The organism is Pseudothermotoga sp. U03pept (assembly GCF_051235805.1).
In the GTDB taxonomy this organism is placed as follows: Bacteria; Thermotogota; Thermotogae; order Thermotogales; family DSM-5069; genus Pseudothermotoga_B.
In genome coordinates this window covers 1,082,399-1,108,260 of record NZ_JBPNXV010000001.1, presented here as the reverse complement: position 1 = coordinate 1,108,260, position 25,862 = coordinate 1,082,399, and the positions used below count along the sequence as shown (strand labels likewise).

The 25,862-nt window shown below is 44.4% G+C and carries 24 protein-coding genes and 1 pseudogene; 12 read left to right on the top strand and 13 right to left on the bottom strand.

Features of this window, described 5'->3' with window-relative positions; genetic code table 11:
- Positions 1 to 3: 3 nt before the first annotated feature.
- From ACSFC1_RS05410 to ACSFC1_RS05400, 3 genes and pseudogenes are all read left to right on the top strand, one after another.
- Positions 4 to 1,164 carry a hypothetical protein gene (locus ACSFC1_RS05410; protein WP_435565098.1) on the top strand — a complete coding sequence of 387 codons (1,161 nt, stop codon included), beginning with the start codon at positions 4 to 6 and terminating at the stop codon, positions 1,162 to 1,164.
- Between the two features lie 237 nt (positions 1,165 to 1,401).
- Positions 1,402 to 2,603: pseudogene (locus ACSFC1_RS05405) on the top strand (HD domain-containing phosphohydrolase).
- Between the two features lie 14 nt (positions 2,604 to 2,617).
- Positions 2,618 to 4,438 (top strand): heme NO-binding domain-containing protein, encoded by a 1,821-nt coding sequence (locus ACSFC1_RS05400; protein ID WP_435565097.1) that lies wholly within the window; start codon positions 2,618 to 2,620, stop codon positions 4,436 to 4,438.
- 30 nt (positions 4,439 to 4,468) lie between these two features.
- Here ACSFC1_RS05400 and ACSFC1_RS05395 read toward each other — a convergent pair whose 3' ends face one another.
- The 9 genes from ACSFC1_RS05395 to ACSFC1_RS05355 all read right to left on the bottom strand — a co-directional run bounded on the left by ACSFC1_RS05395 (position 4,469) and on the right by ACSFC1_RS05355 (position 15,518).
- Positions 4,469 to 6,349: a prolyl oligopeptidase family serine peptidase gene (locus tag ACSFC1_RS05395; protein WP_435565096.1), complete on the bottom strand. Its 1,881-nt coding sequence runs from the start codon at positions 6,347 to 6,349 to the stop codon at positions 4,469 to 4,471.
- Between the two features lie 167 nt (positions 6,350 to 6,516).
- Positions 6,517 to 7,317: an IclR family transcriptional regulator gene (locus ACSFC1_RS05390; protein ID WP_435565095.1), complete on the bottom strand. Its 801-nt coding sequence runs from the start codon at positions 7,315 to 7,317 to the stop codon at positions 6,517 to 6,519.
- Complete coding sequence (locus tag ACSFC1_RS05385; RefSeq protein ID WP_435565094.1) at positions 7,298 to 8,392, bottom strand: zinc-binding dehydrogenase; 1,095 nt, start codon at positions 8,390 to 8,392, stop codon at positions 7,298 to 7,300. The genes ACSFC1_RS05390 and ACSFC1_RS05385 overlap by 20 nt, the downstream gene beginning before the upstream one ends.
- On the bottom strand, positions 8,393 to 10,177 hold the full coding sequence (locus tag ACSFC1_RS05380; protein ID WP_435565093.1) for an FAD-binding protein: 1,785 nt from the start codon (positions 10,175 to 10,177) through the stop codon (positions 8,393 to 8,395).
- Complete coding sequence (locus ACSFC1_RS05375) at positions 10,174 to 11,334, bottom strand: 4Fe-4S binding protein (RefSeq protein ID WP_435565092.1); 1,161 nt, start codon at positions 11,332 to 11,334, stop codon at positions 10,174 to 10,176. Before ACSFC1_RS05375 ends, ACSFC1_RS05380 begins: the two co-directional genes overlap by 4 nt.
- A gap of 17 nt (positions 11,335 to 11,351) precedes the next feature.
- Positions 11,352 to 12,530 carry a Gfo/Idh/MocA family protein gene (locus ACSFC1_RS05370; protein ID WP_435565091.1) on the bottom strand — a complete coding sequence of 393 codons (1,179 nt, stop codon included), beginning with the start codon at positions 12,528 to 12,530 and terminating at the stop codon, positions 11,352 to 11,354.
- Complete coding sequence (locus tag ACSFC1_RS05365; RefSeq protein ID WP_435565090.1) at positions 12,523 to 14,022, bottom strand: tripartite tricarboxylate transporter permease; 1,500 nt, start codon at positions 14,020 to 14,022, stop codon at positions 12,523 to 12,525. The genes ACSFC1_RS05370 and ACSFC1_RS05365 overlap by 8 nt, the downstream gene beginning before the upstream one ends.
- 14 nt (positions 14,023 to 14,036) lie before the next feature.
- A complete protein-coding gene (locus ACSFC1_RS05360; RefSeq protein ID WP_435565089.1) occupies positions 14,037 to 14,483 on the bottom strand; it encodes a tripartite tricarboxylate transporter TctB family protein in 447 nt (148 codons plus the stop codon).
- A gap of 42 nt (positions 14,484 to 14,525) precedes the next feature.
- Complete coding sequence (locus ACSFC1_RS05355; RefSeq protein WP_435565088.1) at positions 14,526 to 15,518, bottom strand: tripartite tricarboxylate transporter substrate binding protein; 993 nt, start codon at positions 15,516 to 15,518, stop codon at positions 14,526 to 14,528.
- 206 nt (positions 15,519 to 15,724) lie between these two features.
- On the opposite strand from ACSFC1_RS05355, the gene proC reads away from it, so the two are divergent.
- Complete coding sequence (gene proC, locus ACSFC1_RS05350) at positions 15,725 to 16,537, top strand: pyrroline-5-carboxylate reductase (protein ID WP_435565087.1); 813 nt, start codon at positions 15,725 to 15,727, stop codon at positions 16,535 to 16,537.
- The gene (locus tag ACSFC1_RS05345; protein ID WP_435565086.1) at positions 16,530 to 16,982 is read left to right on the top strand and encodes a hypothetical protein; all 453 of its coding nucleotides are present in this window, start codon (positions 16,530 to 16,532) and stop codon (positions 16,980 to 16,982) included. Before proC ends, ACSFC1_RS05345 begins: the two co-directional genes overlap by 8 nt.
- A gap of 7 nt (positions 16,983 to 16,989) precedes the next feature.
- Here ACSFC1_RS05345 and ACSFC1_RS05340 read toward each other — a convergent pair whose 3' ends face one another.
- The 3 genes from ACSFC1_RS05340 to ACSFC1_RS05330 all read right to left on the bottom strand — a co-directional run bounded on the left by ACSFC1_RS05340 (position 16,990) and on the right by ACSFC1_RS05330 (position 19,040).
- The gene (locus tag ACSFC1_RS05340; protein ID WP_435565085.1) at positions 16,990 to 17,634 is read right to left on the bottom strand and encodes a class II aldolase/adducin family protein; all 645 of its coding nucleotides are present in this window, start codon (positions 17,632 to 17,634) and stop codon (positions 16,990 to 16,992) included.
- A 9-nt stretch (positions 17,635 to 17,643) separates the two neighbouring features.
- Positions 17,644 to 18,513, bottom strand: a complete 870-nt coding sequence (locus tag ACSFC1_RS05335; RefSeq protein WP_435565084.1) for a diguanylate cyclase domain-containing protein — start codon at positions 18,511 to 18,513, stop codon at positions 17,644 to 17,646.
- A gap of 77 nt (positions 18,514 to 18,590) precedes the next feature.
- Positions 18,591 to 19,040, bottom strand: coding sequence for a hypothetical protein (locus ACSFC1_RS05330; protein WP_435565083.1), 450 nt, complete (start codon positions 19,038 to 19,040; stop codon positions 18,591 to 18,593).
- A gap of 157 nt (positions 19,041 to 19,197) precedes the next feature.
- Here ACSFC1_RS05330 and ACSFC1_RS05325 point away from each other — a divergent pair, with 157 nt between their 5' ends.
- The 7 genes from ACSFC1_RS05325 to ACSFC1_RS05295 are packed head-to-tail and all read left to right on the top strand — an operon-like array spanning position 19,198 to position 25,564.
- Positions 19,198 to 20,325: an ABC transporter substrate-binding protein gene (locus tag ACSFC1_RS05325; RefSeq protein WP_435565082.1), complete on the top strand. Its 1,128-nt coding sequence runs from the start codon at positions 19,198 to 19,200 to the stop codon at positions 20,323 to 20,325.
- A 47-nt stretch (positions 20,326 to 20,372) separates the two neighbouring features.
- Positions 20,373 to 21,236 carry a branched-chain amino acid ABC transporter permease gene (locus ACSFC1_RS05320; RefSeq protein ID WP_435565081.1) on the top strand — a complete coding sequence of 288 codons (864 nt, stop codon included), beginning with the start codon at positions 20,373 to 20,375 and terminating at the stop codon, positions 21,234 to 21,236.
- Positions 21,233 to 22,141, top strand: a complete 909-nt coding sequence (locus ACSFC1_RS05315; RefSeq protein WP_435565080.1) for a branched-chain amino acid ABC transporter permease — start codon at positions 21,233 to 21,235, stop codon at positions 22,139 to 22,141. Before ACSFC1_RS05320 ends, ACSFC1_RS05315 begins: the two co-directional genes overlap by 4 nt.
- On the top strand, positions 22,083 to 22,835 hold the full coding sequence (locus ACSFC1_RS05310) for an ABC transporter ATP-binding protein (protein WP_435565079.1): 753 nt from the start codon (positions 22,083 to 22,085) through the stop codon (positions 22,833 to 22,835). The genes ACSFC1_RS05315 and ACSFC1_RS05310 overlap by 59 nt, the downstream gene beginning before the upstream one ends.
- Complete coding sequence (locus tag ACSFC1_RS05305) at positions 22,828 to 23,529, top strand: ABC transporter ATP-binding protein (protein WP_435565078.1); 702 nt, start codon at positions 22,828 to 22,830, stop codon at positions 23,527 to 23,529. The genes ACSFC1_RS05310 and ACSFC1_RS05305 overlap by 8 nt, the downstream gene beginning before the upstream one ends.
- 13 nt (positions 23,530 to 23,542) lie before the next feature.
- Positions 23,543 to 24,991, top strand: coding sequence for an alpha-glucosidase AglA (gene aglA, locus ACSFC1_RS05300; RefSeq protein WP_435565077.1), 1,449 nt, complete (start codon positions 23,543 to 23,545; stop codon positions 24,989 to 24,991).
- Positions 24,992 to 25,036: 45 nt separating this feature from the next.
- On the top strand, positions 25,037 to 25,564 hold the full coding sequence (locus tag ACSFC1_RS05295) for a hypothetical protein (RefSeq protein WP_435565076.1): 528 nt from the start codon (positions 25,037 to 25,039) through the stop codon (positions 25,562 to 25,564).
- Between the two features lie 62 nt (positions 25,565 to 25,626).
- On the opposite strand, the gene ACSFC1_RS05290 is transcribed toward ACSFC1_RS05295, so the two are convergent.
- Positions 25,627 to 25,827 (bottom strand): cold-shock protein, encoded by a 201-nt coding sequence (locus ACSFC1_RS05290; protein WP_435565075.1) that lies wholly within the window; start codon positions 25,825 to 25,827, stop codon positions 25,627 to 25,629.
- Between the last annotated feature and the right edge of the window lie 35 nt (positions 25,828 to 25,862).

The window sequence follows — 25,862 nt, the reverse complement described above, 5'->3', positions numbered from 1 at the left end:
CAGATGGGAAGAACATTATTGCTCATCTTCATGTTTCTCACACTCTGTTTCTTAACTTTTTCACAGCAAACAGTTGTCTATCAACTTGAGGTTGTGCGTATGAGTGATGAAACTGTCACCAAACTTGGGTTAAAAGAGATAGAGATCAGTAAACCAGATCCCTCGGCATTTCAATTTAGAGTCACCTACGAGCCTGCGGTGATGGAACTTTTGCTGAAAATCCCCTTCATCACTGCAACAATAGAGGTTGGAACCAAACACGAGAAAACAGTAACATCGGCAAGACCGTGGGTTTCAACTTTGCTGGGAAGATCTGCTGTGATCTTTGCAAGGATCGATGAGTTGTCGCTGAGAACCGGTGTCACAACAGGAACAGGGTTGAGAATAGAACTAACCCCTTTGAGCATTGCTGACAGGAAGATTCAGACAAAGATCGTAATCTCAGACCCCTACAGTCCGACAACCTTTGACAGCGAACTGTGGATCAGTCCAGATTTTTCACCGGTCTCTTTGCTCACCTTGAAGACACATGATGGCATTGAGTACTTTGCGATCTATGCAAGAGCCTCTTTTATCAACGAATTGCCAAAGGAGAATCTCTACAAGGTAGCCAGTGTGGATGACTTTGTCAACCTCTTCACTCATTCACCCGCTCATCAGGACAGTGAGTTTTATGGTTTTCTTTTCACCGATTTTGCTCAGTACAGTGGAAAAGTAGGTACATCAATATGGCTGAATGATTCAGTCACAGTTCTTTCAAAGGTGTTGATCATGCCGTTGAATTTCATGACGGGGTTAGAGGCTCTTGTGAGCAAAGAAGGTCTGAGGGCAGGAGTAAGATTTCTGTACGATGGGGATTTTTATGTCGCGCTTGGCGTCTCCGATTATTCAGAGCTGTCAGAAGTATTAACGCTTTTTGCAGAATTCTATCCCTTTAAGCTCTCTGTATTAGATCTAAAGTTTGTTGAACCCACCTGGAAGGTTGGTGCAATCCTCGACTTCGACAGCCTTGTGCTGACTCTTGGTGCTTACAACGACTCAGAGATCAACTTCTGGATGGACGGTAAAATCAAGGTTTCAGAAAAATTCTATGTTCTCACCGGTTGTGAGTACTCTCTTAGTGGAAGAATATACCTTCTGATAGGCATTTCTATAAGATTCTAATCAAAACCCCTATAGCCAAGTTTGCGTTCCCACGTAGCTTTGTGTGTAAGAGCTACGTGGTCTTTTTGCTTATTCAAACACTCGATTCTATCCTAACAAGACGACGTCTTGTAGCTCTATCATGCTATAATTAAACAAATAAAGGGAGTGATAGAGCTGGAAGAACTCAAGCAGATACCACTCAAAGCATTTGTTGACATACTTGCAAGCTTCGATGTGTACGAGTACAGAAACATTATGTTGCATTCACTCCACGTTGCGAAATTTGCCAGGCATCTTGTGCGGTTGCTTGGTCTGCCGAAAGATGCTGATCAAGTTTATCTTGCAGGGCTCTTACACGATACGGGTCTTGTCATCAAGGCATCGATTGAAAACTACGAGCTTTTTGTTGACACTTTCAGAAATATCCCTGATTTAGAAAAATTGGTGATCGAGTTCGATAAGAAAGACCGACATTCCTTCATATCTTACCTCATAGCTTCTCACATAAATTTTCTGGATACTGATTGTTCAAAGGCTCTGATCTACCATCACACACCCTACGACGCCATTCTGGAAGATGATTTGGCACTTTTGGCTAATTGTATCAAAGCCGCCGATTTGGTCTCTTTGATCTTTCTAAAGCACAGTGATGGAATTCTTGCTCCAGAGCTGATAGAAATGATGATCAGTTCTGTCGAAAAAGATCGTAGCCTTAATAACGATGTCAAGAAAGCTACCCTCGATACTCTGAAAGACTACAAAATCTTAGCAGATCTCTTCGATGGTGAGACTAACTTTGAAGTCTGTACACAGCTCTCGTGTAAAGATTTTGAGCCAGCGGCAAAGCTTATCGCTGCTTTGCTTGATTTGAGAAGCCCTTACACGCGAAGTCACACCTTCTCGGTTGCGCGAACTGCTAAACAACTCACTGTTGAGCTGATGACAGAAAGAGATGCCAATTTTATGAACATTGCCGCTCTTTTGCACGACATAGGGAAGGTGACAACACCACTGGAGGTATTGCACAAGAAAGGTTCTCTAAATGAGAGTGAGCTCATCGTAATGCGCATGCACGTGGTTCAAACTAAGAAAGTGCTTTGTAAGAGTGGACTTAAAGATTTTTGGTTGGTCAGTTCATCTCATCACGAGCGTCTGGATGTGGATATCCTTACGGATTGAAGAAGGATCAGATAAATTTGTATATGAGAATTCTTCAGATGAGTGACGTTTTTTCAGCACTGATCGAGGAAAGACCTTATAGGAAAGCACTCAGTCAGACCGAAGCACTCGATATAATTGAGAAAGAGGTTGGCGCTGGTAGAATGGATGAAGTTGTCTTCGGGAAACTAAAGCAGTTGGTCAAAAACGGTTTTGTCTTTGGTAATTTCAGCCACTTGTTTGAAGATTTCTTTGGCAAAGAGACCAATATCTTTGATCAAATGAGCATCAAAGACTGAAGGGAGGGAGAACCTTGAAGGGCTTCGTTGTAAACGTTTGGATGCAAACTTGGTCAAAGCTTTACGGCAAAGATTTTGTTGAAAAGATCAAGAACTCTTTTGGTTTGAAGCCAGACCACGTTTACAGTCCACTCGACGATGTGCCAGACGATCTGCCAGTAAATATGTCAAAACAGATTGCCCAGTCGAAAGGTCTGAGCCTTGATGAACTTTGGTACAAGACCGGAAAGGAAAATCTGTACACCTTTTTCGATCACTATCCTGAGTTTTTCAAAAAGCCCAGTTTCCTCTCTTTCATGGCTGCCATGGATGCCGTGCATAGAGTCTTGACCAAAAGAATAAAAGGTGCAACGCCTCCACGTGTCTTCTTCAGTCTCAAGAGTGACAAAGAGGCAACCATAAGATATCAGTCTAAGAGGAGCTTTAAGAGGTATTTCTTGGGATTGATGGAGAGCGCATCGGAGTTTTTCAAAGATCCTATAGAATACAAGATAACATCTGAAGGTACTGTGGATGGGCAGAACTATCTTGAGGTTGAGGTTAGAGCGACGAAATCTTATGGTGTTTTCGAAAAGATGCTCAGTTTAACGATTCTTGGGTTGGGATTCCTGAGGTCTGTTTTTTCTGTGTACGGTTTTCTTTTACCAGTTTACGTTTTTGCCTTGAGTTATCTGGTCTTTTCCTTTCTGCCAGGCAGTATCTTCCTGAAGTCAGGAGTGGTAGCTGCAGCGAGTTTTGTTCTATCTCTTCTGGGAATGTTTGATTTCAGGAAGGGTAAGAGTGCTATTGAAAATGCTTTGAAGCGTGTCTCTCAGTCCGATTTAGATGCCCCGCTTGCCATGGCAGGGGCAACTGAGTTTTCTGAGCTGTCACAGGCTTTGATGAACTCCATTGACAAAATAAAAGAAGTCCTGCTGGGCATATCTGGAGATGTCCAAGAGATGAGTTCGTATTCCGAAAGAGTTGTCACGGCGGTGAATGCAATGAAAGAACAACTTGATACAATGGGAGCACTATCAAACGAGATTGCAAACACTGCAGTACAGATCAGCAACGATACAGAGAGGATCTCAAATGCGGTTAGCACGAATGTTGATACGATTACTTCTATAATCAATGAACAGACGCAGATAGTGAAATCATTGAACGAGGCAGTCTTGTTGATTGTCAATTCGGCACAGAACGTGGAGAACTCGGCAGACGGTATCGTCAAGATGAGTGAAAGGTTCTCTCAGCTTGTCGAAGAGGGAAGAAAACTCCAGGATCAGGCAAGTTTGATCATGCAGGTAGCAACAACTGTGTCGAGCATCGCAGAACAGACAAACTTACTTGCACTCAATGCCGCGATCGAAGCAGCGAGAAGTGGTGAGGCAGGACGTGGCTTTGCCGTCGTTGCCGACGAGATAAGAAAGCTCGCCGAAGAGAGCAGATCTTCGGCTGCAAAGATCTCTGAGTTTCTCAGTTCCATCACCTCAGGTATAGATCAGCTCGGTAAGAGTATTCAAGCTGAGTTCAACGAGATGAAAGAACAATCCAAGAAACTGCTTGAAAGCTCTGAGAGAAATAAACAGTCGAGTGATGTGATTTCGAAGATCTCTGACAAGCTCTCGATATTGATTGAAACGCTCAACTCTCAGGCTACGAACCTTCAAAACATCACCAGCAGCATACAGAACCTTTTGGCAATATCAGAGGAAAGTTCAGCTACGGCAGAGGAGATCAGTTCTTCCATTCAGAACTTCTTTGCACAACTCAAGGTAGTACTCGATAGTGTGAATGAAACCATAAGACTTCTGAATGTCATTAAAGAGAACTTTGAGGGCATAAAGATGTGATCTAAAAAAGGTGGGGACGTGCCCACCTTTTTATTTGAAAACCTCAGTTGAGTCAAAGGTTGTAGACCTCTGCAGAAGTTTTTGTTTGAAGAACTCTATGATCAATTTGTACCTCTTCAATCTGTGTTTGTAGCTACCTTGTACACTGTGACCGTGTGCACCTTTTTTGAAGATGGCTATGTAAACCTCCTTGCCAAGGTCTTTCAAAACTGTGTAGTACATGAGCGACTGATCTAACGGACATCTGTAATCTTCCAGGCTGTGTATCAGCAAGAGGGGTGTTTTGACGCTCTTGGCATGGAAGATTGGGCTGAGTTTTCGATAGTTTTCACAGCTCAGAGGGTCTTCTCCGATCAGCGCTTTGTCGAACCAAAATCCGATGTCAGAGAATGCATAGCTTGTGAACCAATAACTTATGCCATTTTCACTCACCGCGGCTTTGAAGAAATCCGTCTGCGTGATAGCCCAGTTTGTCATGAAACCACCATAGCTAATGCCAGTGATACCAGCGCAGGTGACTGGTTCTTTCTTCATTAACCATTCAACACCCGCCATGATGTCTTTGAAATCTTCTAAGCCAACCTTACCTCTGACAGCGGTTGCAAATTCTTCACTGTAATTGTCACTTCCACGAGGATTTGTGTAGAGAACATAGAAGCCTTCTTGAGCGAGTAGCTGACCAAGAAAGTAGAGGCACTCGCCATATGCACCCTTTGGACCACCGTGGACGAATACCACCATTGGCGCAGGTGTATTGTCAGGTTTTATGTACCAGCCGTCGATAGGCATCTTATCAAAACTCTCGTAGGTGAAATGTTCCAAGGGCTTAACTTTCAATTCTGAGATAACAGCATCATTCAAAGCGGTGATTTTTTGCAGTTGCCCAGAATTTAGCACGTAAACCTCGGCTGGTGTGAGTGAATCTACATAGACAAAAGCAACATCACCTTTCATGTTGACATCAAAGGTTGTTACGACACCGCTTCTTGAAAACAAAGTGCTGACTTGACCAGAAAAATCTGCCTTCTGCAGAAGAATTGTACCGTGAAAGCCACTCTTGAAGTAAATGCCGTCTTCTGCTATCACAGGGTTACTTTCACCTTCGGCTGTCCATATCTCAGCTCCAACGTGACCAGCGTTGTTCAAACCATACTTTTCAGTGATGGAATGCAATTGACCATCGTACAGATAGACGTATTCATGTTGAAAATGATCTTTGCTCTCTCTGCCAAGAAGGACTATCTTTCCGTCCCTTGCTGACGTTGGTATGAGCCCTTTCTTCTCCAACAAGTTCTTTTTTTCACCCTTGCTGTAAAGAAAGACATCAAACTTGATGAAAGGTTCTTTCTGATCTGCCACCGCGTACAAGATCGAATCATTAAAGAAAAATACATTGACAAGGTTATTCTCTTCAAACTGATCGACCACTTGATTGCTCTCAACATCGATGATTTGTATCAAATCTCTTGCGCTGTCCAAAAAACCTTTACCATCAAACCAGATCGGTACTGTCTCTTCGAAGAAAAGCTCTTCATCTCTGCGTTTCTTAGGTTGCGCAAGAACAAGCTTTCTTGAATCTTCTGACCAAGCCAGGAAAGAAATACCATCACAGGTCAATATCTCTTTTGTCGAAAGATGATCCAGCTCCAGAAGACACAAGCTCACCTTGTCGTCTTGCTTTTTCAGAAAAGCCATCTTTTTGCCATCCAAAGAGAATCTGGGTCTACTCGTGTTCTCGGGAAGATAGAATTTGCTCTTTGTCTGGAGGTTTTCAACGACAATCTGCCTGAGTGTTTTGTTCTCCTCTGGGACAATCCTCTTGATCGTGTAGGCTATCCATTCACCGGTTGCATTGATCTTAACCTCAACAGGAACGACAAACTTTGCAAAAGTTCCGATCTCGCATTTCAAAGAAAACCCCTCCTTGAGCTATATTCTAAGTGATTGAACGATAGAAAACAAGTATCTGTTCTAAAAAGGTTCCTGTGCACTTTCAGATTGTCACAAAATGGGATGATGAATTTCAAGGCAGATGACCAGTTACTGCAGATCACCAATCAATGGGCTGTGTGAAAGATTCATCTGGGTATGGAATCTGCGTAACCAAGCTTTTTTGAGATTTCACTGGCACAACTGATCACCGATGTTGCGTATTTTCTAATCAATTTCATGGTGAGTTTGTTCTTCGAACCCGCAATGCTCACAGCACCTATTGGTCTGCCTTCGTGGTTCAAGATGGCACAACCTATGCACCTAACTCCATACTCGTTTTCCTCGTCATCGATAGCGTAGCCTTTTTCTCTCACTTCTTTCAAGTGTTCGATCAATTTCTGTCGTTCAACGATCGTTTTATTAGTCTTTCTCAAAAGTTCAACTCGTGCAAAGTATTTCTCCAGCTCTTCTTCTGTGAAATGGGCAAGTATGGCTTTGCCGAAGCTGGTACTGTAAAGTGGCATTTGCATACCGATACGCGACATCAAAGGCATACTTTCAGCACACTCTATCTTATCTACATAGACCGCCATGTCACCATCACGCACAACCAGATTGACCGTTTGATGAGTCTTTGCTAACAGATCAAAGAGATAAGATCTTGCTATCTCTCTCAACTCTACTCTGCGCAGTACGACACTTCCAAAATCGACGAATTTGAAACCTGGAACGTACTTTTTTTCTTGGTTCTTGACGACAAAACCGTACTCCTCCAACAGCTTTAAGTACTTGAAGGCATTAGAGATACTCATCGAGAAATTTCTCGCCACATCTTTTGTGCTCACACTTGCAGGATTTCGAACAACGTATTCCATGATCTCGAGGAGTTTCTTGGGACTTTCCAGAAAGTTCTTATTATCTTTCAGTCTACTGACATGTGAGGACAACCTTCAGCGCCTGCCTTTCCTCTACCAATCTGAGTGCTTCATTTGCCTTCTCTAAAGGAAGTCTGTGCGTAACGAGCTTCTCAAAGACTTTTTCGTGTCGGATCACCAACTCGACTGCCTGTATTAAATGTCTCGCATCGCTCACCCATATGCCTTTAAGATCGATATTCTTGAAAACCAAGTCTTTATAGACATCGACCGGTATGGCCTGCTGAGGCACAGCAACACCTGTAACCAGATAGGTGCCACCACGCCTGAGCAAGTTGAAACCTTCGATCAATGCGTTGCTGCTACCACTTGCTTCTATCACCACATCCGCCCCACGATTGTGCGTGAGAGTCTTCAGAATTGCGATTCTCTCTTCTGAGGAACTCTCGTGACGGTTTAGAACCATATCTGCTCCTGCTTCCATAGCCAATTCGAGTCGTTGTTTGGTCCCGCTAATCATCACAACTGTGGAAGCGCCCAAAGACTTAGCCGCGACAACACAGAAGACACCTAAGGGTCCTGCACCTTGAACCACTACAGTCTTACCGAGCAACGGTTCTGAGAGTACATCAAAACCGTGCATCGCAGTCGCACCAGAACAACCAGCCAGCACAAGATTAGCCGGATCGATTGATTTGGGGATCTTCAGTATCTCCGTCTCCTTGAACAAAACCATGTATTCAGCGTATGCCCCGAGCAGATGTGGATAATCTCTGCACGAAAGGTTGATGCCGTAGGTCTTTCTGTTTGGACAGAGATATGGCTGTCTTGCCACCTTACACCAGAAGCATTCGTTGCAAACTATGCCTCGATTCCAGATAATCCAATCGCCCGAGTTAAGTTCTTCACCGTTGAGATCTTTCTTCTTGCCATCTATCTGCACTATCTCTCCAACGCCTTCGTGCCCAAGTATTATCGGTAGTGGCGTTCGAGGGTCTTCGCCCTCTGCCATATGAAGATCGCTTCCACAGACACCACTGGCAAGGATTTTCACCAACAGAGCACCTTCTGGCAACCTTGACAGCTCAAATTCTCTCTGTACAAGCGGTTGGTTGAATTGTTCGAGTACCATCGCTTTTGCTTTCATTCAATCACCTCTTGGTCTGGCTGGAATTCTTATCTCGTATCGTAATCTCTGATCTTCATCAATCCGGAAAACTATATATCTGTTCCAATCGTCTTTTCTCGGTAAGAAACTCATAATCGGTGGATCGAAATGCGAAAATCTCAGGTGAGGTCCTCTGCTTTCATCCCTCAACAGGATCGATGTCAAGATTACCTTTGCCAAAAGGAGCATGTTTTTCGTTTCCATCAAGTGGGCTAAACCATTTTCATCTTGGCAGATGCCTTCTCTCTCGATCATTTCAAGCTCGCTCATAGCCTTTACGATTTGCTCTTCTTGCCTGACCAAAAAGCCAGATTGCGAGAGGATATCTACGATCATCTTTCGTGCCCTTGAGGATGGTACTTCGCCTTCTGTAGACAGTTCTTCGTCTGCGCTTAGATTGATTTGGACTAAAGGAATCTGCCTTGCTTCGATAGCGGCATTTTGTCCGGCGATCTTTCCAAAGACCTGAGTGTCGAGTAGCGAGTTGCCACCAGGTCTGTTGGCACCGTGCTGACCTCCGGCGCACTCTCCAGCTGCGTACAAACCTTTGAGCGATGTTCTTGCATCTCTGTCGATCTTGATACCACCTTGAAAATGTTGTAAAGCATTCTGCACCTGAATTGGCTCTTTTGAAAGGTCTATGTGCTTTCTTTTCAGCCATTCAACAACAGTTGGATTGATCTTCGACAGCCTTTCATACGGTGTAGTCTTTGAGAACAATTCGCTTGAGACCTTTTCACTCCATCTGAGAATTTCCAGTGGGACCTTCTCTGCTGAAAGGTAACTTGGGTTTTTAGTGAAATCCAGGTACACCTTGTGCCCTTTCAAGGTGTGCGCATAGACGGCAAGGTCTATCACCTTCGTTGGAGATTCATAGGAAACAGGCCAGTGAGCACCCTTTTTGAACTCAAGGGTCGTCAATTCACTTCTGTCTGACTCGTTGAGATATTCTGCTATAAACTCCCTTTGTGATTCATCCACAATTCTTGGCAACGCCCTGAACATACTTCCTGAACTTGCAAAAAGTAGATGTGGATGACAGATACCAATCTGCATGAACTCCATGTTGACGAGTTCTGCCCCCGCTCTGAGTGCAGCGGCATAGCCATCTCCTGTCATTTCATTTGGAAAAACATTTTGTCGATAAAGTGCTCCAGCACCACCCGTTGCCAAAACAAAGGTCTTTCCTTGAATAGAAACTAATTCATCTGTCTGAAGGTCAATTGCCTTTGCCGCGACCACTCGATCTTCTCTGACGAGGAAGTCATAGACCATCAGATTTTCGATGACTTTCACCTTTGAACGAATCACTTCTCTGTGTAAAGCCTTTGCGATTTCTATCGCAGTCTCTGGTCCCACATAACATGCACGTGGGTAGACAGATCCGTCGGTGAGAAATTGATCGATCTTGCCATTGGCTGTCTTGACAAAAGGAACACCTATCTTCAGCAGATACTCGACAGCATCTGCGCTCTTCATCGCAAGAACCTCAGCCAAATCATAATCGGAGACCTCACCACCGATCTTGTATATGTCCATGGCATGTTCTTTGAAGTTGTCGTGAATGGGCAAGGTGTAAGGCAAGGTTGCGTGAAAAGCCATTCTATCAGAACATGCCAGAGCAGTTGTTCCACCTTTGCCCAGAGGTTTTTTACTGACCAACAAGATGTCCAATTCAGGTGCCGTTTCTTTAGCAGATAGAGCTGCCCTCATGCCAGCTCCACCGCCACCGATGACCACCACATCTGCGACGAACTTTTTCATTTTTTCTCCTCCCAAGGTGCCATATCAATAGCCTTCGTTGGACAAAGTTTTACACACAGTCCACAGCCATCACATAGATCTGTTATGAAATAGGCTTTCTCTTGGTTTATCGGTGCATCGTAGATGCAAACCCTCTTGCAGATGCCGCAAGAAGTGCACAGTTGTGGATCGATCACAGCCTTCAAGAGATGTCTTCTATCGATCTCTTCGTTACCCAGGATTGCTTTACCACTCACCTTACCTCTGAACTCTGAAAAGTCATTGTAGGACTTTCTTTTCATGAATTGCTCTATCTGTTCAAGCAAGTGATCTATGGCTTCATAGCCCAGAAGATATATCAAGCTACACACCTCAACCACATCTGCTCCAGCGTAAATGTACTTGATGACATCTTCACCACTTCCTACACCGCCTGAAGCCGCTATTGACAGAGAAAGGTGAGGGCTGCTTGTGGCAATCCATCTCAGTACATAGTTGAATGCCCATGGACCTCCATGACCAGCATATCCACCGTGCATGATCGGTCTTTCATTTTCAAGATCGATGTCAAGACCTGTCAATCTGTTGAACATGACAACACCATTTACACCAATCCTCTCGAGCATCTTCGCCATCGAAAGAGGAGAAGACAACTGCATGGGAAGTTTGACGATTATTGGAATTTTGACTGCATTGCGCACGATGTGAGCAACATTCAGGATCTTTTCTTCAACATCGCCTCCTCTAAAAGATATCGATCCGTGTGGGCATGAAACATTCAGTTCTATAGCTGGCGCACCGACTTGCTCTGCTATCTGTGAATACCTTTTCCAACCGTCGTCTGTGATGCAGTTTATGCTCGGTATCACCGGTATTGAAAGTGTGTTGACAGCTTTTCTGATCTCTTCGAAATAACTTTTGCCATCATAGGGACTGGCTTGCTCAAAGGAATAGAAGGTTTGAGATTTCAGTTTTCCCATCTTTCTTTCGATTATTTCAAACCTTGGAGTTGGTGAAAGGCGGCAAACCTCTTCTTCAAAGAAGGACTTCACCACCACGCATGCCGCACCGTGTTCTTCAGCTTTCTTCATGTTCCTCAAGTTCTCGGCAAGGCCAGATGAGGCAACTACGATAGGGTTTTTCAGTTTCAGTCCCACGTATTCGCAAGATAGATCCATTTGGCAAACCTCCGTTTTCAAAGATCCACTCTGATACCTTTTTCAGCCGAAAGATAGGCGGCGTAGATAACCTTTGTGGTTTCCTTAGCCAGTTCGAAGTCTGATTCTGGCTGCTTTTCTCCAAGCATCGCTAAGGCGAAGTCTCTCATCTCTTGTGGATAACCTCTGACCCAATCTTCGTCTGGCGAGGGGAAGGTCCAACCGGCTTTTGTCTCAATCTTTTCAGCTATGTATTCCTCGCCCCAGGTTTGCTCAGAAGGTGTGTAAGCTACCATCATGTTGTTCGGTGTGATGTTGCAGTATATCATCCCATTTGCCGTGTTGATCTGCACAAAGTTTTTAACTCCTCCAAGGCTTACGTCATTCGACATCACCACTGCCCTTGAGTCATCTTCAAAGGTTATGACCACACAAGCCCAGTCTTCCACATCGAACCAATCGGTGACCATATAAGACCTTTCGAACTCCTTGAAACTCTTCATCTTGGTCAGCTTTCCAACTTCTGCAAAGACTGACTTCGCATGGATCGGTTCACCACTTCTTTGCCTGCCTTCGAAGTGTTTCAGGTGTAATACCGCACCAACTGGATGAGATCCCATCCTCAGCAGACTTCCACCACCGGCGGTTTTCCATCTTCTTGAATAAGAGGCGTGTGATCCAGAATGACTTTCTTCAGCCCTCAGCTCGAGTATCGGTGCTTTCGAAACTGAAATGAGTCTTTTTGCTTTGTGAATTGCCGGTGCATACACAAAGTTCTCTGCATACATGAACTTTGATCTGCCGGATCGTAATGCATCTTCAATGCGCTTGATTTTCTCAAGAACCTTTTGGTACATGTGATCTTTCTCTATCTGCCCAACTCTATCAACATGGGGCATATCTTCACCGAAATATCCCGTGAGCGGCTTTTCACAGATGACATTCTTCCTATTTTCAATTGCAGCTAAGATTATTTCCTCGTGTACATTCGTTGGTACACAAACATCTACGACATCTATCAATTCACTTTTAACGAGTTGTTCGTAGTCTTTGAAAACCCTTGGAATACCATATTGTTTTGCTACTTTCTCGGCATTTTCTACGTGGAAAGCGCATATTCCGACGATATCGAAAAACTCCTTGTTTTCTCTGTAGGCATTTACATGTATGTGTGAAACAAAACCAGCACCGACGATACCAACTTTTATCTTATTCACTTTTCGCACCCCGCTTTTTAGGTATGTACTTTGAAATCATCACAAGAACCATCGCGATCAACAATACCAATGAAATTGGACGTGTGACAAAGGGCATTAAACTACCTTTTGAAAGCATCAGTGCGCGCCTTATATTTGTGTCTGCCATGGGTCCAAGGATGAAACCTAGTACAAAAGGAGCGGCAGGGAAATCGTTCAACCTCATAAAATAGCCTAGCAATCCAAACAGCAGCATTATCCACACGTCGAACATTCGCCCGTTCAAAACGTAAGTACCGACTATACAGAGCACAAAGATTATTGGCATGAGAATCTCTGTCGGCACAAGGAGAATCTTCAGAAATAATCTTGTTATGATCAATCCAAAGACTACCATCAATAGAGTTGCCACTGTGAACATGGCTGCCACGTTGCCAATCATCTCTGGATGTTCTATGGGCAGAAGTGGTCCAGCCCTAACGCCGTGTATCCACAGAGCTGCTAACAAAACCGCGGCAGGTGCACTGCCAGGCACAGCGAGGGTGAGCACCGGTATGATAGCACCTGCAACGCATGCGTTGTTTGCCGTCTCAGCTGCTGAGAGCCCTTCTATAGAACCACTACCAAATCTTTCTGGTTCTTTACTCGAACGTTTTGCAAGATCGTACGAAACCCAAGAAGCGACATCCTCACCCACACCAGGAATAACGCCTATAAAGACTCCAACGACGCCAGATCTGATTATGTTGATCCAATTCTTAACAATTGTTTTCCAGTAAGAGAGACCACCTGCGGTCTTTGAGAAATCTAAAGCCACCTCTGGCTTAGTAACTCTCTTCAGACTTGTGAGTATCTCAGGTATACCATACACACCTACGAGAACAGGCAGTAGAGCAATTCCTCCGTAGAGTTGGATATTTCCGAAAGTATACCGTGGATAGGAAGTGATCTCATCAAGACCTATCAGTGAGATCATCAATCCTAAGAATCCTGATATCCAGCCCTTGAGAGGATCCTTAGGTGCCGTCAGACTTCCGGCAATGATCGTTCCGAAGATCGCAAGGACTGCAAATTCCCACGATCCAAATTGCAGTGCGAGTTTTCCCAGCAGAGGTGCCAGCGTGACTATGAAAACCGCGCCAATGATCGATCCAATTCCAGACATTATAGTAGCAACATTCAAAGCAAAACCCGCATTGCCAGAACGGGCAAGAGGAAAGCCATCGACAGTAGTTGCGGCGTTTGCAGGTGTACCAGGTATGTTCAAAACAATGGCTGTCCTACTCCCTCCATAAATTGCACCTATGTAAACACCAACGAGCATGGCTATAGCAGTCTTTGCCGGAAAACCAAAGGTCAGCGTTGTCAGGATTGCAACGCCGAGGGTTGCAGTAAGTCCCGGAAGTACACCAACGAGGATACCCAACAGCGTCGCCCACATCATGTTGAACAAGAGGAGAGGATCAGTGAATATCTCAACGATGTACTGAATATAACTTGCGAGCACATTCATTCAAAAGCACTCCTTTAAGGCAAAGGTAAGAGAAAGAGTTTATCGAAGATATAATAAATGCCGTAGGTCACGAGTATCGATGCAACTACTATCAGAATCGGTTTCTTTCGATAAAAGATCAACGACAGAGTTGCAATGAATATACTACTGAGGACTATGAAATTGAGGTGCCCCAGCAAAAGCACGTAAGCAAGGCAAACGATTACTGAAACCAGTAATCTCTTGTTCTCCGTAGCGATTACCTTCTTTTCTTCAACGCGTTTTGTGCTGTCATCCTGCCTCTTTTTTCTAAGAAACATGACGAGATTCAACACTATCACAATCGTTGAGAAAACTACAGGAACGTTTCCTGGTGCTCCATATCTTCCATACTCTGTCTGCTTAGGCATCTGAAGAGCTCCAATCAAGAAAAACAGAGCCAGACCAATGAAAGCTAAAGCGGTTATCTTGTCCCTTTGCATCTTGCAGACCTCCTAAAAGGCGCCCACAAGGGGCGCCTTTAACTATTGTCCGATCCTTGGTATGTTGTATTTTTCAGGAGATATTTTCAAAACGCCTCTGTCGTACAGAAGCCACGTAACTCTTCTTGCGACTTGTTCTACTATGTTACTTGCTTCTTCACCATAGATACATACAGATACCAGACCTTGTTTGTCTGCCCAATCTTTCATCGCTTGACTGGTTGCTGCTTTTTGGAAGACTGATTCCACAGTCTCGAACACTTCTTGTGGAACATCTTTCGGAATGATCAACCCAAAGTACGCACCAACATCTGGAAAGTCTGGATACCACTGGCGAATGGAAGGTATAGTTCCATAGCCGGAGATAGTGAGCGGTTGAGCACTGAGAGTGCACAGAGCTCTCAACTTGCCCGCTCTGAGCATGTCTGCGACCTCCATTGAGAACTGCATATTTCCAACAACCTCACCGGAGACAACTGCAACGGTTGCAGGATTTCCACCAGCGTACGGAGTGTGTTTGTACTTCAAACCAAAGTATTCGGCAAAAATTTCCGCTGCAACGTGTCCACCACTACCAGTACCAGCTGAACCAATTGGAATCTCAGGATTGGCTTTCATCGCTTGAACCAACTCGTCTATAGTCTTGTACGGAGTGTTTGGGTTCACAACCACAACATTTGGTGCATAGATACAAAGCAAATACCTCCAATCTCTGTGGGTGAATGGAATCGTCTCTTCGAGCAACGCATACTTTGTTAGGTCCAAAATGGCGTTGGCGGTCCAGGTATAACCATCGTGTGGAGCATTCCATGTGTTAACTGTACCGATTGAACCTGCTCCGCCTGGCGTGTTCACGATCACGAACTTACGGCCGAGGAATGGTTCCATTTGGGCTGTGATCATTCTTGTGACTTGGTCGGTAGAACCACCTGCAGCCCAAGGAACGATCACAGTGATCGATTTGGTAGGTTTCCACTCCGCGAAAACAAAGACCAGTAATAAAGCCACCAGCGAGAGTGTCAACACTCTCTTCATCTGAATCCCTCCCATTCTAAGGATAGTGTATTTCACTTTATGAAATGTCTTTTCTTTATGATACGATAACCGCGTCAAGAGATCAAGTTGAAAATACGAGTACAATGTGCTATGATCATCGAAAAAGGTTGGGATTCTTTCTTTTGCTCTATTTCTCAAAGTATCTCTCGTCATGAGACCGTGTTTTGAAGAAAGGGGAAAGACAGATGATAGGGATTATAGGCGTCGGTAACATAGGTTCTATCATTGCAAAGAGATTGGTTGAATCCGGTCTGCTGAAGCCCGAGGAAATACTTCTGGCAAACAGATCTCAACATAAATTGATACCTTTTGTGGAAAAGGGTTACAGAACAGCAACACCTGCTGAAATTTCTCGTTCTTGTGATGTTGTATTTCTATGCGTAAAACCTCAAGACAGCGAAGAGATGTTTTCACAACTCGATACACTCACGAGCACTATCATTGTGAGTACCATGACTGCTGTGCCGATAGAGAGAATCGTTCAGAAGACGAACTGCCAGAAGGTGGTAAGGATCATGCCAAATGTTCCGGCGATGATCGGCAGAGGTGTAGTGGGTGTCAGCCGTTCCTCACAAGTCGATAAAGATGATTGGGAGAAATGCTGCACGCTCTTGTCGTCTTTGGGTACGATCGTAGAAGTTGAAGAAAAACATTTAGCCGCAGTCACTGCGCTCAGCGGCAGTGCTCCAGCCTTTATTTTCGTCATAATTGAAGCTTTGATAGACGCTGGCATTCGTATGGGGTTGTCATACGAAAGATCTCGTTTAATGGTGCTCGAAACACTGAGAGGTTCCTCTGAACTGTTGCTTAAATTAGGTGATCATCCTGGTGAGTTCAGACACGTGGTCACCTCTCCAGCAGGAACAACGATTGAAGGTGTGTACAGGATGGAAAGAGAAGGTGTTCGAGGCGCTCTGATGAAAACGATTCACGAGACTTATCTCAGAGCATTGCAACTTCAAAGGGAGCTCAACCAGAGGGGGGAAGGTGATGGGTAAAAGAATGGGAATTCTTGTTGGAATACTTTTTGTGTTACTCGGGTTTTTGATGATATTCAATCTCAGTGGAAACTATTTCTGGACGATCACTTTGTTGGTTCTTGGACTTATGTTTGAATTCGGTTTTTTCGGTAAGTCAACAGGTAATTTCATAGCAGGTGGTATTCTCACAACCATTGGGATGTTGTTCTTGCTGTGTTGTATCTTTGGTTTCTCCATTCTGACTCGGCTTTGGCCCATCTTTGTCGTTGCACCCGGCGTTGGTTTGTTGCAAGGATATGTTGTTTCCAAAAGAAAAGGAATGCTGATTTCGTCTATCATCATCTTTGCAGTTGCAGTTCTGCTCTTTCAAGTGAGTTTCTACAAAGCGACTTATCTTCGCATAGTATTTGGAATCATTCTAATCTCTGTAGGTATATTGCTTGCTTTGCCACGAAAAAAATAGAAATACCCTAAGTGGTTTGACCATAATTTTTTCTCAGAAATTCCATAGCTTCCTTAGCGTGAGCCTCATCTATTGTGTGAACCATTTTTCCAGTTGATAAGGCCAGTACATAGACCTGGGCATTTCTTTCAACGTTCTCACACATAGAAAAAGCTTCCTTCATGGTTTTTGCAGCACAGACGAGTCCATGATTTGCCATCAAGACAGCTCTGCTCTTTTTCATAGCCTCGACGACGTTTCTTGCCAACTCAAAGGTACCGGCGTTTGCATACGACGCAATGGGTATCTCTTCTGAGATCATCAGCACAGTCTCTGTGATCGCTGGTAGTGAGATCCGCAATGTTGAGAGAACTGACGCATAAATAGAATGTGTGTGAATCACCGCATCAACTTCTGGAAAGCTTTTGTAGATCTCTGTGTGTAGTTTGTGTTCTATTGAGGGTTTGTAGGAGCCATCGACAATTTTTCCGTTGAGATCGATAACAGGCACTTGTTCTGGCAGAAGTTCATCGTATGGAATACCACTTGGACTTATAGCGATCAAATTCTCAGAGATCTTCACACTCAGATTTCCGGAGCTTCCACTTACTTGATTCGACTTGAGCATCTTCAAACCGTATTCGACTATCATTGCCCTGTAGAGATCGTACATTCTATCACCTCAATCTGCTTGGTTTATTTGATCAACAAAAAGATATCCCAGATTTCTCTCTTTTGCTTTGTACATGGCTTTATCAGCCTTTTTCACCAGATCATCTATAGATGTACCATCCCTGGGAAACATGGCTATCCCGGCACTTACACCTACGCACAAGGCTAAGCCATCAAAAGACACAGGCCGACAGATCGAATCAACTATCCTTTTTACAACCTCTTGAGCAACCTTCTCACTGGCACCTACCAGTAAAATCACGAATTCATCTCCACCAAGGCGGCATAAAAGATCGCCTTCTCGCACGGAGTTTTTCATCCTCTTGCTGAGAATCTCGAGCATATGATCTCCAACATGATGACCATGAAGGTCGTTCACACTTTTGAACCTATCTAAATCGATGTAGATCAAAGCAGCAGTTCTTTGGTCTTTGGCAAGATTTCTCAAAATCTTTCGCGAACTGTTCAAAAAAGCTCCTCTGTTCAGCAACCCAGTCAGCGAATCCGAAAAAGCGAGCCGCCACAGCTCACCACCAAAGGTGTCTTTGAAAAGCAAAAAGAGACCTGTGGTTATCAGCAAAATAGAAGTTGTCTCGACAACCATCACCACGATGTTTATGGTTGCGATGGTGAAAAAATGACCTAAAAAATACAGATATTTGGCGTATACGAACATAGAACTGCCAGCCTTGAATATCTTGTGTCCAAATCCAAAGACGAAGTACATCAGCGCAAAACTACTCAAAAATTCAATTAACGCAACAACAGTTGGAAACAACTGCGGTTGACTCTCATCAAAGAAGATCTTCACAACAACTCCTGTCACGAGGAAAGCAAAAACTGATCTCAAAACGCCCCCACGCATCGAAGTCCTTTTCACACAACCACCTCAGACAGCACAGAGATTTTATCACTCGACTGTAAAAGTATCTTGTGAATTATTTCAAGATCATTTCATCATAAAATCTTTTTGGTTTTGTCAATTATCTGAACATGTGGACAGAATTCAGCGAGTAGCTCAACTACTTCACGACGCGAATCTGTTGAGGAAAAGCCCACGGTGTAAGATCGTCTGTCTTTGAGTCTGAACTTCAAGGCGTATCTCATATCAGATCTACCAGAGAGATTCTGAACGATCACCTTGTCGAGGTTCTGCGCGTTGATCTTATGCTGTCTCACCCCTGGTAGCATGATTTCAAAGTCACTCAGAAAGATCCCCTGCGAGTAATTTCTATACTGAGCTGTTAATAACACCGCTACAAAGCCTTCAATTGAGCAGACTACGATCACGAAATAATACTCAACACCTACAACCGCAAGGACCAACAAGAAGAATATCGCCATTGCCCAAGCTATTGTTGAAGAGATCTTCAAAGAATGTGCCATTCTTTCATCCTTCACCCACATCAGACCACGCCTCCAAAGATATTCTGCCACGTCTGAAAGATGATAAACTTTTGGGAACATTGAAAACAAAGGTTTTGTTTAGTTCAGTTGAATATGGTACAATAGTAAACAAGTTAATTCTGCTCGCATTTTGCGAGCATTTTTGGGGGGATCGAAGATGAGAAAAGCTTTGGTGCTTGTGGCGGTACTCCTTACGGCGATTTCTTTTGCAGCAGTAAAGATCGGGCTTTTCGTGCCTCTCACTGGGCCCGCTGCAGCCGATGGAGAGAGTGCACTTCATGGTGCCATGCTTGCTGCGGAGTATGTGAACTCACACGGTGGTATTCTGGGAGACAAGGTTGAACTGGTCTACTACGACGACAACTTCAAGGCTGACCAAGCTGTGAACATTGCGTACAAACTCGTTCAAAAGGATCAGGTAGCCGTTGTTGTCAGTGGATCTTACAGTGGCCCAACAAAGGCAGCAGCAGGGATTTACCAGCAGCTGAAGGTACCAATGATCTCTGCTTATGCGGTCCACCCGGATATCGTCGCGACTGGTGAATACATCTTCAGAGTTGGCACGCTCGCTACAGTCCAAGGCAAAGCAGGAGCCCACCTTGCAGTGCAAAAACTCGGGGCTAAGAAGATCGCAATTCTCACCGTTGACAACGATTTTGGTGTTTCTCTGACAAAGGGATTCAAAGATGAAGCCTTAAAGCTTGGCGCCGAAATAACTTTTGAACAGAAATATCCCCTTGGAGAAACTGATTTTAAACCCATTTTGCTGAAGATAAAGGCTAATCTACCTGATGTCATCTATGCTACGGGCTACTTTGCCGAAGCCGCGCGACTTGTTTCTCAGGCAAGACAGCTGGGTATTTTCATACCGATCATTGGTCAAGAAGGTTATGATTCACCTCAGTTCGCGAAACTTGCAGAGCAAAAGGCTGCAAACGGAGTAGTCATAACCACCGATCTGGACAGAGATAGCAAGAGTGAGATCACCCAGTGGTTCATAAAGGAGTACGCTGCCAGGTACAACTTAGACGCCGATATGGTCGCCGCATCTGCCTTCGATGCAGTAATGGTTGCTGCCAAAGCCGTACAGATCGCAGGTGTTTATGATCCACAAAAGATCAGAGATGCCTTGGGTACCATAATGACCTTCGAGAATTCCGTCACCGGATTTCGTGGTTTCACCGCAGCCAGAGAGGCTGTGAGAACAATTACTTGCCAGATCTACCTTGGCAACAGATTCCATTGGTTCTGGGAAATAAGCGACCCTGAGGTAGTCACACCTTAACTCAAGGGGGCTTCTGCCCCCTCTTGTTCAGAAGAGGGTGATCACTTTTGCTGTTGCAGAATTTGGTGAATGCAGCAGTTCTTGGAAGTAGTTACGTGCTGATTGCGATTGGTTTAACCTTAGTCTATGGCGTTTTGAAAATACTGCACATAGCACACGCTGGTATCTATGCCTTTGGTGCTCTTTTTGCCTTGTTTCTGTATGAAAGAGGTCTTTCTTTTCCACTGTCAGTTTTCCTCTCATTGCTCTTTGCTGGTTTGGTTGGTTCTCTTGTTTACGAAGGACTGTACAAAAAGGTTCTCAGTAGAGGGAGAATCGTTCCACTGGTGATGAGTATTGGTTTGTTCGCAGCTATGGAAGATCTATACCGTCTCCTATGGGGGCCTTACAAGAGACCGATAGATGTGTACGTGCCGCTACCTGACTTGATGAGTTCGTCGCTCTATCTGAGTTCAAGGGGTCTTTTGGTGATTCTCGTGACCGTGATAGCGCTGATCTCTGTCTACGTCATAGTCAGCCAAACGAAGTTTGGTAAGTGGTTGAGGGCTTGTGCAAATGACTTACAGCTTGCAGGTGCCTTTGGCATCAACACAGATAGAACTATCTTCTTTGGTTTCTTCCTTGGATCTCTTTTGGCTGCGCTTGGAGGGATCTTGGTTGGTCTGTACGAAAACACAGTGTATCCGACAATGGGTAGTATACCGTCTTACAAAGCTTTTGTGGTCGTTGTACTCGGTGGTTTTGGAAGTATTAGAGGTGCTGTGATAGCCGGTTATCTTCTGGGTATCATTGAGACTTTCATCGTGTATTATTTTGGATTTCTCTTACCCAGAGACGCGATTGCATTTTTGGCGATGATCGTTTTGCTGATGTTCAGACCTGAAGGTCTATTCGGGAAGGTGCAGAGATGAGTTTAGACTATCTCTTGACAATAACTGTCTTTATGTCGGTGAATGTCATACTTGCTACGAGCTTGAATGTCTTGATTGGTTTTGCGGGACAAGTATCATTGGGTCACGCAGCCTTTTTTGGCATAGGGGCATATACATCTGCGATTTTGACTGTGAAAGTTGGTGTTGACTATTGGTGGGCTCTGGTTTTGTCCATAATCATCGGAGGTTTGATCGGCTCATTGCTCGGTCTACCATCCCTGAGAGTTAGGGAAGATTTCTTGGTTCTCGCAACGATTGGAATGAATTTCGTTGTGGTTTCAATCTTTAATTACGTGCCGTTCTTCGGTGGCCCATACGGTATCATCTCCATACCTCGACCGAAGTTTTTTGGACACACCTTTGGCACAAGGGCGTATGCCATTTATGCCTTGATCTGGGCTGTTGCGGTTGTACTGTTTGTGATTTTCCTCTCTAAGAGATATGTGAGGATGGGCTTTGATGCTCTCAGAGAGAACGAAGATGCAGCAGAGTCTATAGGGGTGAGTAGTCCCAGATATAAGATCTATGCTTTCACCATTGCAGGTGCCTTAGCTGGACTTGCGGGAAACCTTTGGGCACACTACATGACTGTGATCTTTCCGGACAATTTTTCTTTTCCCGTCTCAATAAGCATAATAACGATGGTTGTGATAGGAGGACTTGGTACAATAACGGGTCCTATCATAGGTGCTGTACTCGTTACCATCCTGCCAGAGCTCTTGCGCTTCATCCAAGATTACAGAATGTTTGTCTACGGTATGATCATCGTCTTCACCATGTTGTTCATGCCAAGTGGAATAATGGGGTTCTTGAGAGGTGTTTCTAATGGTAGCACTTTCAGTAGAAAATATATCCAAAAGATTCGGCGGATTGCAGGCTCTTAAGGAGGTCAGCTTTCAGGTAGAAAAGGCAGAGATCAGAGCGATAATCGGTCCAAATGGAGCCGGCAAGACCACTCTTTTCAACATAATCAACGGTTTCCTGAAGCCTGATTCTGGAAGGGTACTTTTCAATGGGTTCAATCTGGTGGTTCTTCGTCCCAACAAGATATCGCAGCTGGGGATAGCACGAACCTTTCAGATTGTAAAGACTTTCTTGGGTATGACTGTGCTGGAGAATATCTTAGCTGGTTCTGGCTGTGAGATATATCATCAGATTACTTCTTTTTTTGAGAAGCCTTACGGCTCACGATATTTGAAGGATGCACTGAAGATCGCCGAAAGCTGTGAGTTACAAGAATACCTGTATTCACCCGCCGGAACATTGCCTTTGGGTATTCAGAGAAAGGTGGAGATCGCTCGTGCTTTAGCCACAAAACCGCAGTTGCTCTTGCTCGATGAACCCGTTTCGGGATTGAACGACCTTGAAACTCAAGAGATCGTAAAATTGGTGAAGAAGATAAATTCACAAGGTGTTACTGTGATCTTTGTTGAACATGACATGCATTTCACCAATGAGGTTGCGCACAGAATAACCGTTCTTGATTACGGTGTAAAGATAGCTGAAGGCACTCCAAGAGAAGTTATGAGCGATCCAAAGGTGATGGAAGCCTACTTGGGGAGTGAAGAAAGTGCTTGAAGTTAGAAATGTTGTGGTAAGGTACGGAAGAATAACAGCAGTGAATGGTGTATCTTTTACGTTGAATGAGGGAGAGTTACTTGCGTTGATAGGAGCAAATGGAGCTGGGAAGAGTTCTACACTGAATGCCGTTATGGGTTTAGTGAAAGTGGCTGAGGGAGAGATACTTTTCGAGGGTAAAAGGATCACACAGATGAACAGCTGGGAAAGGGCAAAACTTGGTATCTCAATGGTTCCAGAAACGGCTCGCCCTTTCGGAGACATGACAGTCATGGAGAACTTAGAGATAGGTGGTACTCTCTCAGACAAGATTACCTTCAAGAACAAGGTGAAAGAAGTTTTTGAGATATTCCCAAGATTAGCTGAGCGCAGGAAACAACTCGCCAAGACCCTGAGTGGTGGAGAGAAACAAATGCTCGCGATCGCCAGAGCATTAGTAGGACCAGTGAAATTACTTCTGCTTGATGAAGTCTCTCTTGGACTAATGCCATTACTGGTGAACGAAATTTTTAAAGTCATTGACAAACTCAAGGAAAGAAGGCTTACAATATTGTTGTCGGAGCAGAATACAAAGAAGTCGCTTCAGGTTGCAGATCGTGTTTGTGTGATGCAAAATGGTGTGATAGTTGCTGAAGGTAGTGTTGAACAACTTGTCAACAGTGAACAGCTGAGAAAGGCTTATTTGGGAGTCTGAGAGGAGGTACAAGATGGCGCCAGTGAAGATCAGTATCATAGGTGCGGGTAGTGCGGTGTTTTCGATGAGATTGGTAAACGATCTGTGTAAGACAAAAGGCTTGGCAGGGAGTTTGGTTTCACTGATGGACATCGATCAAACAAGGCTTGATGGTGTTCATGATCTTGCACTTAGGTACGTTAAGGAATTGGGGGGCGATCTGAGATTTGAGAAGACTACTCAGCTTGAAGACTCTCTGAGGGATGCCGACTTTGTCATAAACACCGCAATGGTAGGTGGACATTCGTACCTTGAAAGGGCACGAGCCATAGGGGAAAAACACGGTTATTATCGAGGGGTAGACACTCAGGAATTCAACATGGTTTCAGATTATTACACGATCAGCAACTTCAACCAATTGAAGTTCTTCGTCGATGTGGCAAGAAAGATGGAAGAGCTTTGTCCAAATGCATGGCTCCTGCAAACGGCAAATCCGGTCTTTGAGGGGACAAATTTGGTAAGGCGCTGTTCGAAGATCAAGGTAGTGGGTTTCTGTCACGGTCATTATGGTGTCCACGAAATGGTAGAAGCACTTGGTTTGGACATGAAAAGAGTAGATTGGCAAGTTGCCGGTTTCAACCACGCCATATGGTTGAACAGATTCAATTATGAAGACAAAAATGGTTATGAATTACTCGAAGAATGGATCAAAGAAAAGTCAGTATCGTGGAAGCCAAAGACGCCCTTTGATTTACAATTGAGTCCTGCTTCGATCGATATGTACAACTTCTATGGACAGTTGCCCATAGGTGATACTCCAAGAAATGGTTCTTGGAAGTACAACTACAACCTCGAGACGAAGAAAAAATGGTATGGTGAACCTTGGGGTGGTGCGGATTCCGAGCTCGGTTGGCAGTGGTACCAGGAGAGGTTGAAAACTATAACAGATGCGATCAACTATCTTTCAAACAACAAATCAATTAAGCTTCTTTCCCTGGAATCGTATCTCAAGTTCTTGCCAAAGGGTTCTGTACCAGAGGAACTCAAGCAAGAGATCAAGGTGTTCTCATCACCTACTGCATTGAGTGGAGAACAACACATACCATTCATTGATGCAATCGTCAACAACAACGCACAACGCTTTGTCATAAACGTTCCAAACGAAGATTCTATACCACAGATACCCAAGAACGTTGTTGTAGAGGTGCCGGCTATCGTAGATCGAAACGGTTGGCATGTTGAAAAGATAGATCCACCGTTGAGTGAAAAGGTGATAAAGATGTATTTGATTCCCAGGATGCTCAGAATGGAATGGGCACTGCATGCGATAATGAACGGCGATAAAGATGTGCTCATAGAAATGCTCATCAGAGATGTCAGGACAAAATCCTATGAACAAGCTGTTGGTGTTCTTGAGGAAATACTGTCCTTACCAGAGAATGAAAAGATGAGAAAACATTACAACGACCGCGAGAAGTTGTGATATACTCTTTTGCAGAATCTCTACAATTTGAAAGGAGGAATACAGATGAAGAAGTTAGCAGTCTTAGTAACACTTGTTCTTTCTGTAATTGCGTTTTCACAGGTAAACCTTGACGTCTTTGGTTCTTACAACTTTGTACTGGTCGCCACGCCAACGACAGCATCCCCAACTGCTTATGTGTCTTTTGGAGCCTTGGTGACCTACGAAGTATCTGAAGGTGTCGAAATAGGCGGGGGCATAGGTCTTGCATGGTTTGGGTTGAATGCAACCAGTACCATTGCGACTTTCCTTGGTGTTGATACTCAATACACACTCGATCTGTTGGTTGCAGCGAAGTACAATCTGCCGATCGATGATTTCTCAGCCATCGTGATCAAAGGTTACGGTGGACTTTCGATTCCAGGATTAACAAGCTTTAACGCGTTGGGGTACGTTGTGGGGATTGGCGTCTCATACACGTTCGATCTCTCTGACTTTTCTTTGGGAGTTGGAGCAGGCATAGAGATGAGAACCTATGGAACCAGCAACTGTACAGCAGTGCCTGTGGGAGGAAACTTCAGCATAAAGTTCTAAGCATATCAAAGCAAAAAGCCCCGCAAGATTGCGGGGCTTTAATTATGGTCAGGTCTTTGCTGTTACTGAAGAACCTTCACATGGGCTGCCTGAGGACCTTTTGGTCCATCTTGAATTTCGAATTCAACTTCCTGACCTTCCTTGAGGGTCTTGAAACCGTCCATTTCCAGTGCAGACCAGTGGACAAAGACGTCGCCACCCTCCTTCTTTGTGATAAATCCGTACCCCTTTTTGGGGTCAAACCACTTGACAGTACCTTTCATGACACAACTCCTCCTCGTAAAACGAAATAACCCAT